The 12114-nt window shown below is 32.1% G+C and carries 13 protein-coding genes; 11 read left to right on the top strand and 2 right to left on the bottom strand.

Annotated elements, in window-relative coordinates; translation table 11 throughout:
- The first annotated feature begins 666 nt into the window (after positions 1–666).
- The 9 genes from U0033_RS28235 to U0033_RS28195 all read left to right on the top strand — a co-directional run bounded on the left by U0033_RS28235 (position 667) and on the right by U0033_RS28195 (position 7753).
- Entirely contained in the window at positions 667–2547 is a 1881-nt protein-coding gene (locus U0033_RS28235) for a hypothetical protein (RefSeq protein ID WP_322518607.1), read from the top strand.
- 7 nt (positions 2548–2554) lie between these two features.
- Positions 2555–2746 carry a hypothetical protein gene (locus U0033_RS28230; protein ID WP_072366731.1) on the top strand — a complete coding sequence of 64 codons (192 nt, stop codon included), beginning with the start codon at positions 2555–2557 and terminating at the stop codon, positions 2744–2746.
- Between the two features lie 16 nt (positions 2747–2762).
- On the top strand, positions 2763–3086 hold the full coding sequence (locus U0033_RS28225) for a hypothetical protein (RefSeq protein ID WP_072366733.1): 324 nt from the start codon (positions 2763–2765) through the stop codon (positions 3084–3086).
- Between the two features lie 89 nt (positions 3087–3175).
- Positions 3176–3658, top strand: a complete 483-nt coding sequence (locus U0033_RS28220; protein WP_072366735.1) for a hypothetical protein — start codon at positions 3176–3178, stop codon at positions 3656–3658.
- 27 nt (positions 3659–3685) lie between these two features.
- Positions 3686–4033 carry a hypothetical protein gene (locus U0033_RS28215; protein WP_072366737.1) on the top strand — a complete coding sequence of 116 codons (348 nt, stop codon included), beginning with the start codon at positions 3686–3688 and terminating at the stop codon, positions 4031–4033.
- A 484-nt stretch (positions 4034–4517) separates the two neighbouring features.
- Entirely contained in the window at positions 4518–4919 is a 402-nt protein-coding gene (locus tag U0033_RS28210) for a hypothetical protein (protein WP_072366740.1), read from the top strand.
- Positions 4920–5058: 139 nt separating this feature from the next.
- A complete protein-coding gene (locus U0033_RS28205) occupies positions 5059–6285 on the top strand; it encodes a terminase large subunit domain-containing protein (RefSeq protein ID WP_072366742.1) in 1227 nt (408 codons plus the stop codon).
- A gap of 99 nt (positions 6286–6384) precedes the next feature.
- Positions 6385–7005, top strand: coding sequence for a hypothetical protein (locus U0033_RS28200; protein WP_326980853.1), 621 nt, complete (start codon positions 6385–6387; stop codon positions 7003–7005).
- A gap of 121 nt (positions 7006–7126) precedes the next feature.
- Positions 7127–7753 carry a hypothetical protein gene (locus U0033_RS28195; protein ID WP_326980852.1) on the top strand — a complete coding sequence of 209 codons (627 nt, stop codon included), beginning with the start codon at positions 7127–7129 and terminating at the stop codon, positions 7751–7753.
- Here U0033_RS28195 and U0033_RS28190 read toward each other — a convergent pair.
- Positions 7748–7987 (bottom strand): hypothetical protein, encoded by a 240-nt coding sequence (locus tag U0033_RS28190; RefSeq protein ID WP_322518610.1) that lies wholly within the window; start codon positions 7985–7987, stop codon positions 7748–7750. The genes U0033_RS28195 and U0033_RS28190 overlap by 6 nt on opposite strands.
- A gap of 17 nt (positions 7988–8004) precedes the next feature.
- A complete protein-coding gene (locus U0033_RS28185) occupies positions 8005–8244 on the bottom strand; it encodes a hypothetical protein (protein WP_322518611.1) in 240 nt (79 codons plus the stop codon).
- 37 nt (positions 8245–8281) lie between these two features.
- Between U0033_RS28185 and U0033_RS28180 the strand changes: the two genes are divergently transcribed.
- Together U0033_RS28180 and U0033_RS28175 are read left to right on the top strand one after the other, a co-directional pair.
- On the top strand, positions 8282–9565 hold the full coding sequence (locus tag U0033_RS28180; RefSeq protein WP_326980851.1) for a hypothetical protein: 1284 nt from the start codon (positions 8282–8284) through the stop codon (positions 9563–9565).
- Between the two features lie 14 nt (positions 9566–9579).
- Positions 9580–12102 carry a LamG domain-containing protein gene (locus tag U0033_RS28175; protein WP_326980850.1) on the top strand — a complete coding sequence of 841 codons (2523 nt, stop codon included), beginning with the start codon at positions 9580–9582 and terminating at the stop codon, positions 12100–12102.
- Positions 12103–12114: the final 12 nt, after the last annotated feature.

The following is a 12114-nucleotide window of genomic DNA, read 5'->3' as shown; positions in this document are numbered from 1 at the left end:
GACTTTATATGCTATGTCTCTAAAATCCCTTATATATAGTAAGATAAGTATGTAGTAATAATATAGTAATGATTATATGGTAAAAGTATGGTAGTATATAGATATAAGATATGATAGTAAGATAATTGAATAATGATGTATAATAGATTTACTTGTTTAATGTCATAAGTAATTATTGAAAACCGGATTTTTTCTTTTATATCTTATTTTTTTAATCGGCTTGCATCAAAATCCCTTGCAACCATAGCAAATTATATTGTAGCTTATCATTTCAAGAACACAAAAATCAAAGTAAAATCATGTAGCCCTTTTTGTTGAATGAAAAGGTGAAATATTAATTTGATATAGCCAAAAAATAATTTCAAAATTCCTACGAAACCCTTACTGGTACTGGTTAAAATAAATCATTAGTTATTTGCTTTTTGTTTTTCAATTCGTTAAATTTGATTATAGAGAGTGAGGGAAAAACAAAAAAATATTTCAACACTATTTAAAATATCATGGTGGTTTGAGTAACAATAATTACTACTTAAATTATCATCAAAATAATTGTAGTTCATTTTTAATAGTTAAAATAAAATGCCCGATTATTCTTAGTCGGGCTGTCTTTTTAACAAGAAATGAATAATAATTAATTGAACAACTATAACTATTAAAAATTAATTAATGCATGAAAACAATTACAGCTTCATATTGCCAGAAGGTTTGATTGAAACTATACAATCAACATTAAAAGAAAACGGCAAACTATCCTACACTAAAAGGAACAAGCCAACAAAAGACGGGATTAACTTACTACATAAGTATCTATACATTCCGCACCTATTACTTCAAAACAAAATTTTCAAGAGTGACAGTTATGAAAAGACTGGCGTAGCTATCAATTTCACTTTGATTAAGAATATACTTAGTCTCTCAAGTGAAGAAACTAAGGCTATTGTTGACTATTATATTGAAGTAGGTATTATAGAACTGGTGAATTCATATATCTTTTTGAGTTTAGGCAGCAAAGAAAATAAGTGTAGAACATATCGTTTTACTAATGAATGGAATAATGTAAAGGTCTATAATTATCAATGTCCTACAGATTCAACTTTCATTAAAAGGTTAATTGAAACTGATTATTCAAAGAAACCAATTTCATCAAAATCCCCTGCAACTAAAGCAAATGATGATATTGTTGATTATCAATTAAAAGTATTTAATGAATCTGTTGGGTTGCATCAGTCAGTATATAAATACTTTACCAATAAGTATTCAGTGAGTGTAGATGAATTGATGGATGGAGATATTAAGGTTGATATAAATGACTATATATTTTATTCAATTATCCGAAAGGATTTTAAAATTACTAGACCAGACGGGGATTCACGCATCTATTCCCCACTAACATCAATTAAAAGGGAACACAGGAAATATATTACGTTGAATGGAAAGCAACTAATTGGTTTGGATGTAGTTGGATGCCAGATGTTATTGTCTTCAATTGCTGTTGAGAACTATTTCACAAATACATATGACGGGGTTGAATTGCCTGATGACATGGTGTATTACAGACAGTTAGCAGAAGCAGGTATGTTGTATGAGAAACTAGCAGAAGCAGAAGTTAAAACTTCATTGTTAACAAAAGACAGAACTGCCTACAAACAAAGACTATACAAAGGATTCTTCTTCAGTAAAAACAGCAAAAGGTTAAATAAAATACAACAAGCATTTAAATCATTGTTCCCTAGCGTTTTTGATACGATTGTCAATATTAAAGCCAGCAACGAATATAACAGTTGGGCTATTACACTACAAAAGGTTGAATCTGTGTTGATGCTAGATTTAATCAGCAAACAACTAATTGATAAAGGTATCCAGTTTTTGAATTTACATGATGGGTTGTATTTCTCAACAATAGAAGATTTAAAAGTAGGCGAAGAAATATTAATCAATTGTTTCAAAGATAATGGTGGCGTGAATGTCAGAACGAAAATTGAACAATATGATGAACCTTTTGAATTCATTGAAGAAGGAAAGGACAAAAACGTTATCTGGTTTGAATCAATGGCTAATGTAAAATTGGTGAATCATTATTTTAAAGTTGCTGATACATATTTCAACGTAAAAAAGTTAACAAGAAAAGAGGATTCAAAAGGGAGCAAAAGTAAGAAACTAACCAAGAAGGAATTTCTAAAATTATATGAAGAAAAGAAAGCCGTTGAACAAGAAATTGAAAATAAAGAAGTTAAAGTAGTAAGTATGCTAGAGTATAACGATATGATTTTTAAATCAAAATATATTTATAATCAATTTAGAAAAATTGAAGAATTAGGATTTCAATTAGATCCGGGTAAGATAGACCAATACAATATTTATGATTTCAATGAAGAATGGGAGTTTCATTTTGGTAGTGAATATAACAGTGCCATCATAAATAAACACACCAGAATGTCAGCTTCTTACGGTGGTTACAGACAATACCCAATAGAGGAATTTGTACCTGACATTATATCATTAATCAAAGAAGAACAACTTCTTCTTCAATCAATTGCAACAAAATAAATCACCAATGGAAAAGTTTGAATTGAAAATTGTTGTCCATAATAAAAAGGAAGAAGTGCCTGCTACAGAGAAACTAAGAACTGTATGGGGCAGCAAAGAACGATTAGCCAGATTAAAACAGCCGGTACAAAAATTTCAGACAAAAATTATCTCTATGGATGATTATAACAAATCTTTTTACAAACAAGCAAAACAATAAATAACAATTAAACAAAATGAAAACAGAATTAGAGCACCACATGCAACAACACAAAGAGTACGATGAGTACGTGGATAACTTAATCAAAAAATTCGAAATTGAAAGTTATGATGAACTGGAAGAATTATTAAAACCTTCCCTACTCTCAATTTTGACTTCAGAAGGTTTAACAATGCGGGATTATAAAGATATGATGAAACAATTTGATGAAGTCATAATTGAGAAGTCCAGCAAAGATAATGATGACCTTGAAGAAAAAGAATATCATTCTTATGTGGTAAGTGTGTATGAGGAAGAGCAACCAATCAGGGAAGAAATATTAATCTTCAATTCCCTATAACATTTCATTTGACTAAGAACCACGATTTTATGTTAACCCAATAAAAAGAAGCGGTTTATTCATATTTAAAAATAAAATAATAAATATGAATGAGCGCAAATTTTCACCAAGACCTTTTATTAGGTAGAACTATTGAATCCCAATTAGCAACCATCTTTGAAGCAGCTGGTTACACAACAATCAACACGAGAGATAAAGAAGATTTCCCCGACTATGATTTAATTGTTACCCATCCGGACGGCACTACTTCCACCGTAGAAGTGAAGTACGATAAGATGGCTAGTCAAACCGGTAATGCAGCCGTAGAATATCAAAAGTTAAAAGACAATAAAATAATTCCATCCGGTATATTTGTTTGTAAAGCAGATTTCATTGCTTACAAATTCACCAATGATACCAACTTTTACTTTATTCCACCTGCTGATTTAAAAAGCCTTATCAACAAAAAGAAATATTCCCGAACAGTAAACGGTGGTGATGATAAGAGAAGTGTATTAGCATTGTTTAATTTGTCCTATTTCAAATCCCAATGTGAGAAGGTAAATCTTCAAGTTTTAAAAAGTATAGGCTGACAGTATTTAAAATATAAACAGTTATTAATGGAAAGAAAAGAAGGATTTGAAAAGATACAACAATTGCTCCCTATTATTTATCAATATTACCAAACTAGAGAGATACCTGCAACTTTTGATGAAGAAAAGAAAAAAATATGCGCAGATGTATATTCCCGTTTTGTGTTGCCTGGTGCTATATTTCCTGGATTTAATTGCAGACCATGTGTGATTAGTGTATTTGAATTAATTGAAAGTTTTTGGAACAGAGAGTTTCCAAAATATCAACAGGAACAACAAAAAGAAGCCAATACAGCCAATATAAATTCAACTGAAACAACTATATCACTAAAAGAGATTAAACCTGAAAAAAAGGCAAGAAATAATAAAAAGTAACTTATCAGCTTAAATCAAGTGATACAATAAAGAATAATCTGCTATATTCGAAAAAAAATCCATTATGAGTAAAACAGAGAATTTATTAGCTCGTTGGGAGTTGAATGCAAAAAAATAGCCGATGGGTATATTAGAGAACTAAGGGGGATAGTACCATCAGATGACAATGGCGGGAACGAGAAAATCAGAAAATTTAAATTTGAATTAATCAGAGAACAAATGCAAATCCTAAACAATTCATTACAAGATAAAGAGGTTGATGAAGTAAAGTTATTTGAGGGTATTCAAAAGCTTTATTGGGAAGTTATAGAATATTTCGATTCTTCGATAGTGTTAAATAAATAGTATTTAGCTGTAGGCTCTATTTAATATAGTAATATACTTAGCTGTTTCATTAATTAGAAACAGCTTTTTTATTTTTGAAAGTATTTAAAAAGAGGGCTAACCCAATCGTTTTTTACGCCCCCATACGAAATTAACAACAATGAAAGACCATTTATTCAAAGCCGGAAACAAAGGCAAACCCAAAGGAGCAATTAGTAAAACGGCAAAATATATACGTGATTTTCTGGCAGATGTAATGTTGGATAACCTACCACAATTACAGGCTGATTTAGACAAGATGAAGCCAAGGGATAAGTGGGCCATACTGAAAGGATTATCAGACAAATTTCTGCCGGATTTAACCCATACAGATATAGAAGCAAATGTAAACGGACAGGTGAAGTTTGTAGTTGAATATGTAGATAGTAATATCCAGCATCTACAATCAATTGAATCAACAAATGACACCCTAATTGAAGAAGCACAATTTGAACAGTTAGATCAATCAATTAGCCTGGTTCATGTCTCTCCCGGAATCGAACCTATTTTAAAGAGTAGCTAATTTAATACTGTTTATCAATTAGTTGTGAATGATTATTAATTTATCATAATTAGTTGGTTACCAAATTAGTTACTAAAATGAATGGTTTTAGTGATGCGTTATAATAATATAGAATGTATAAGTTAACCCCCAATTTTTAATGTATGAAGAAGAAATAACCCCAATTAGGATTCAATTAAAACGACCCCATGTTAATCAACAGAAAATACTTTCCTCAAACAGTAGGTTCAAAGTTATATGTGCAGGTAGACGTTTCGGCAAGAGTGATTTAGCACAGATAGCTAGTGTAACGAGAATGTTGTCAGCACCTAAAACATTTGTTGGATATGTAGCCCCAAACTTTGATTTGTGCAAGAAATTTTTCAAAGAGTTCGTTGAATCATTACCTGCTCAATTAATTAAATCAGAGAATAAAGCAGAGTTACAAATTGAGTTCATTAATCAAAGCTTTATTAAGTTCCATTCAGGTGAGGCTTTGCAATCATTTAGAAGTAGGAAGTATCACTTAGTCATAATTGATGAGGCAGCATTTATACCAGACTTAAAAGATGCTTATGAGCAATCGATTAGACCTACCCTAACGGATTTCAGAGGACAATGTATATTTATATCAACACCTAGAGGAGAAAATTACTTTTCTGCACTGTTCCATAAAGGGTTAAGGAATGAAGATGGATATGAATCATTCCATTTTACTAGCTACGATAATCCATTCATTAGTCCAGAAGAAATAGATGAAGCACAAAACACACTTCCATCTGAAGTTTTTAAACAAGAGTTCCTAGCAGAGCCATCAAGTAATAGCGGTTCACCTTTCGGTGGTCAATCAACTATCAATAAAAATGTAGTATCAACCCTATCTAATAATGAGCCAATATGTTTCGGAATCGATTTAGGGAAATCCATCGACCATTCCTGTATAATTGGCCTTGATAACGAAAAGAAGATGGCCTATTTTGACCGTTTTCGTATGGATTGGAATATCACCAAGCAAAGAATTAAATCACTCAATTTAAGGTATCCTAAAGCCCATTATGTAATTGATGCCACTGGTTTAGGTTCTCCAATTGTTGATGATTTGCAATTAGCGGGAATTAACAATCTAGTTCCTTTCAAATTTACAGGAACAAGTAAACCACAGATTATCCTTGAATTAATATTAGCAGTTGAGAAAGGCGAAATTACCTACAATGAGATAACAGCAAAAGAAATGTCAGTATTTGAATTTACTACAACCGCATCTGGCCATATTAGATATTCGGCGGCTTCTGGATATAACGATGATACTATAGCAAGTCTGGCAATGGCGAATAGCTACCATAAGCATTGTAGGAGAATATCAGATTGGAAGTTGTATAGGTGTTAATGTTATCGAACTCCCTTATAATTAGTAAGAATGAATATGTAGTGATAATATAGTGATGAATAATTATTATGATTGAATATTTAAAAGATAAAGACATGAATGAATAACATAGAAGAAATTATTAAGAATTTACCTTCAAGTTGGAAGGAATTGAAATTAAAAGATTATTTGAAAATCGTTGATGTTAGCCTAATTGAGTATACTAATGATATTTATGGAGCAGATTTTGTTAAACTAGATAACGCAATTAGGATACTATCTTCTTTAACTGGTTTAACAGTTGATGAAATTGAAAAACTACCTATGTCTTATGTAAATCAAATGGTAGCTAAGATTTCATTTATGGATAAGTTACCATCAGAAAGGATTAAACCACCATTTAAGATTAAAAGAATCGAACAAATAACTTTCGAAGAATACATTTCCTTTTTGAACTATACTCATAAACCAGAATTAATATTTTCCAACCTGCCAAATATTATAAGGCAATTTTCAATTACTCCATTTACACAAGAAGAAGTTGAAAATCTAAACATGGAAGATGTTCTTAGCTGTTTTTTTTTGTCAAAGAAGCAATTAATGACATCGCTAAACAATTCAATCAGACAAACGGCAAAGAAGTTGATAAAGTTAAAGATGAAGGAAGTAAAGGAACATTTACTGAAGAAATTCAAAATCAAAAAGCAGCAATGCACAAGCAATACGGATTCTACTTTTTAGCAAAGGAAGTAGCAGATTACACAAACTGTACTTTCTTCGATATTATGAATAGACCGGTATTGGAAATTATAGGCTTAACCCTCATCATCACTAACCATATAGAATACAAAAACATGAAGTAATGGCACAATCTTTATCGTCAGCTAGTAGAGCAGCAATACATCAAAGCAGAATTGACCAGTTGGGAAATTTGGGTACTTCAAGGGATAGTTTTGAAGCGGTAGCCGGTGCATTAGAAGAAGCAATTGGAGCCTTTATTGAACGGATTAAAGATAACATTGATTCTTCAAGCACATCTACTACTGGTGCAATTCAGAATATAGAAATGAAGGTTGAAGATAACAGTATCAAGGTCTATGCTAATGATTATTTATTGTACCAGGATAGAGGGGTATCAGGTGTGAAAACTAAATATAACACTCCACACTCCTACACTGATAAGAAACCACCAGTACAAGCTATTATAGATTGGATTACAACAAAGAACATTCAATTACGTGATGAAGAACGTTATCATGGTGAGCCTAGCAAATTCGCACATTTGGACAATGAAGCAAAAATAAAATCAGCTGCTTACGCTATTTCAAACCATATCTTCAATCATGGCTTTGAAGGGAAAGGATTTTATTCTAAAGAAATTCCGCAATTGATTAATGATTTAAAAAGCCAATTTGCCAACTTCTGTGTTCAACAAATTAGTCAGCAAATTGACGTTAGATCCGATGCGACAAGGGTGATAATATCATAAATTTTCTTCTAAGTACTTTTTTAACATTTCATGAAAATCAACCTGCATATAAGCAATTTCATCTGGTAAATTATCTTCATCAATTTTCCATTCTCCGCGTTTATTTGCTCTAAGCAGAATCTTTTTTTCCTTTCCATTATATTCGAAAGTAGCAACACATGTTCTATTATCAGGAGAATTAAAATTAAAATTATAAATAGTACCGCTTATTGCTTGGTTAAAACCCCTTTTCATAATATATACTTGAAGTGTTATTTTTTTCCAATTTCATTAAGTATTGTATCTATGTCGAATTCCGTACTTTTAATAGCTGAAGGATAACTTGACTTCTTAGCAATTTTCCATTCACCATAAGAGTTTCTTTGGACTAACAATTCATAACTTTTCCAATCAGCAGACGCTTTAATCTTACATATCCCGGGTGTACTATGTTCAATATCAAAATAAAGTTTCACCTCACCATTCATTACTATTCTTTCAAAGTTTTCCATACGTAGTATTTAAAATTATAAAGCTAATATAAGTAAAATGGCAATAACAATTCTTCAAAATCCTTATAAATATACCCCTTCAAAAAATAATATTATCTGGTCTGTGTCATCTGATGCGACCAATATAGTATATTTCAAAGTGGTAGTGTACGAAGCTGTAAGTAATAGTATAATCAGTAACTTAAAGATATATCCTTCACCAGATAATCAAACAGGCGCATATATAAACCTATCATTAATTCTACGCTCATACGCTAAGTGGGAATTCAAACCTATCCATGTACCTACATCAGAATTAGTAGATAATTTTGAAAAGAACTTATTCGCATATAAGATAGTCATTACTGAAAAGTTATCCTCATCTGGAAATATTATTGATGGAACTAGTTATACATCTGATACTTGTTATGTATTCAATGGCAAGTTAGATCCAATTACTTTCAAGACTTACAATCAAAATAAGTACCTAGTTCAATCAGGACGTGTTGTAAACTTCCTAACATCCAAACCTGATAATGTTAGGGTAAATGATTCTTCTTTTGAAAGTTTACATTTCTTGCACAATGATTCAGCTGAAGTTATTACTGGTAAATATGAATTCTACGATAAGAATAATAATCTGCTTTACACACACTATGAAGCAATAGACCAAGGCGATGAACGTATATTATATAGGATTAATTGCAGTCTTAAACATCTAAAGATAGCGGTAACTAATGTCAACTTCTCTAATGTTGCTTATTATGATGTTGCGATGGTGGATTACTCACAGAACCCACTAACAATTAATAGGCGTTTTATAATTGAATCTTTGCCCTGTCATCTGGAGCCAGTAAATTTATTTTTCGTTAATCAATTTGGTGTATTTGAGACATTACAATTGTTCAACCCTATTAGTACATTATCAACTACAAAGCAGGCAGTCCAGAATAACCCATACAAACTTAATATTGAAGGTAGGATTGCTGATTATGATGATAAATTATTTAACATTATTGACGAGATATTAACCGTTAGTCCTGAACAACAAATTAAACTAAGTACCGGTATTTTAAATGATGGAATGTTAAAATGGTTGTCCAATCTATTAACTAGCGAACAAATAGTTATGCAGGTATTACCAGATTTATATGTTCCTGTATTATTATCTGATACATCCTATGAAATATCAAATCAAAAATACCAGACTGAACCCAATGTTAAGCAATTCACGTTTAGTTTATCTGATGGATTTACGCCTGATTTTATCTTTGTAAATGCATCAAACACCCTTCCAGCTGTAGTTAATACTGATGGTGACTTCTATACCCGTAATATTTAAAGAATAAAAAAAGAATGCAATCATATCATATTGAGAAAATTAATTTTGCAAGTGAATTAGACCAGGCTACACAAATACTTATTGATATAAGAAAGACAAGTGACCCAGATGAAAGCAGTAATTATACAGATTTAAAAACAGTTAATGTAACTACTACTGGTCAATTGGTTACTCCTGTCAACTTTGATTCGATGTTGCCTGATACTGATTATACTATCAGATACAGGGATACAAACAATACTGTAATATTTACAGAAGAAGTAAAAAGCACTACCCCAATCGTAGTAGGTGATTTTTTAGACAAGACACATACTTTGATGCCTAATATGCAGGTAGAGACAATTAACGAAACAGGTTTGTTAGATTCATATTTACCCGAAAGGATTGGATTTTTATATCAATTAAAAGGGAACTTCAGGGATGTATTAGATCAGTTTGGTAATTTTCAGTATACCGTTAATGACGAAAATATTGGTATAGGTTTTCAAAAGTATGATAATGAAATAGGATTAAGGGTAACTTCAAATGTTACGGCCTTATATCCGGATACATCAGACAGTACGGGCAATAATCAGGCTTCAATACTTGGGCCTGATGGTACGAGAAGTTATTCTTTAGGCTTCTGGTTCTATTTAACTACAGATGAATTGGCACAAACAGGTGTAGATGGTAAATTATGGTTATGGTATTCCGGTACAGTTGCTAGACATATAGGTATCTATATTGACTCCACCACTAAATATATCAATTGGGTACATGTCAAAGATGGAACGACAGAATCAATTGTTTTAGACCATGCTGTAATTGCTAACAAATGGCATAGAGTATTTGTTAGAAGGGATGGAAGTAACCCGTCTGATAGTTATAATAATCAAATTCTTATGAAAGTTGATAGTGGTTATTATTCACCATCAACACCTACATATTTTTCTTCTGCTACCAATTTTGCAGGTGATATTAATGAGAAGATATACTTAGGATTTGGTAGGCAGGATAGCAACGGAAATTTGATAGGAACTTTAGGTACTTACAAATACTTTTATTATCGTGCATCTCTGACTGATAATAATTTGAGAGAGAGAATATTAAATCCCCCATATCCTACTGTGATAATTGCTAATCCAGATGGTTCAAGCCCATATACTGTACCTGCTTATCAATTCATCACAGTAACAAACAATAAAGTTAGTTGGGTAGTACCAAATGATGTTCCCACAGGCTCAAAGAAATGGTTTTATAAAACTTATTCAAATGAGAGAACACCAGTCAATGTTACTATTGTTCCTTTCACTAAAGTAACAACGGGTTATGATATTAACTTCGCTAATGAATCATCAATTGAAAGTAATAAGAATCAAATAGTTAATAAATTTGGTGCATTACATAAGGCTTGGGGTGGTTATGCTAATGGTGGAGTAGTTGGTGATAACGTATACTTTCAAGATGGTAAGTTAGTATTAGAAGCACATGGAGATTGGTATGATGGTACAGTACAAGGAGTTAATAGAGACGGTACACCTAAAATACATACAATACAAGGTGACCCGGTTTGGGGAGATGACCCTAAACTTGGACAGGATTGGACTAATAGAGTAGGTTGTTGTATTGTATCTAAAGATTATCATGGTTTTGGCCGTTATTTATTTAGAACTAAAATAACCCAACTTTTAGGATGCACTCCGGCAGTTTGGCTATTTTGGTACTCTGAGACCTACCCCGAGCTACCAGAATATGAAGAATTATTGGAAGAAGGTTTAAAACGTGAAGGGGGCTTTTCTGATGGCTATTATGTTGTGTTGAATCAGGAAATAGACATCGAAATGCCAAGCCATTTAGCAATGGGAGTATTCAATGGATGGTTAGAAGTGGAAAGTAATGTTATATTCTTTGACATCAATCCTCAATATCACATAGGTATACAAAACGATACCCAATCATCTGCAAATAACGGTTTGTGGAAATATAACGGTGCTGGTAACCCCAATTTAAGAACTAATTGGACTAAAGTAAGTACAGTGGTTAATCCGGTTTATCAACCCTCTTTCGATAATTTTAAATGTAATACCTGGATTAGCGAAACCGGCAGTGGTTCCGGGTATCGTTTTAAAGACCCTTCAATCCCTGATACACAAAATGATGAAGTATACTTAGCTAATTTGACACCAATAGGGCAAGCTGCAAATGATGATGCATTCCATGATTATGAGTTTAGATGGTACAAAGACCGTGTAGAGTTCTATTTTGACGGGGTATTAAAACAAACTAATACATCATTCATTCCTGATATTCCTGGAAGATTAACTATTGGCTCTTGGTTTCCTTCTGCCACTTCGGATTCAGTTGCACCTTGGCTACCCTCTCCCCTTAAGGCTTGGGCAGGCAGTAATACAGGTAATGGTTTAGCATCCTGGAACTATCAAAAATTTATTATTGACCGTATATTATTTGAACCTTATGACGATATTACAGCAGGTGGCTCAAATAGATTGATTGGTGAATCTTATCCTTTTGATGGTATTAGACAAATATCATTATGATATTATTTTTTG

This window comes from Chitinophaga sancti, assembly GCF_034424315.1.
GTDB lineage: Bacteria > Bacteroidota > Bacteroidia > Chitinophagales > Chitinophagaceae > Chitinophaga > Chitinophaga sancti.
This window is presented reverse-complemented; position numbering and strand designations above follow the sequence as displayed.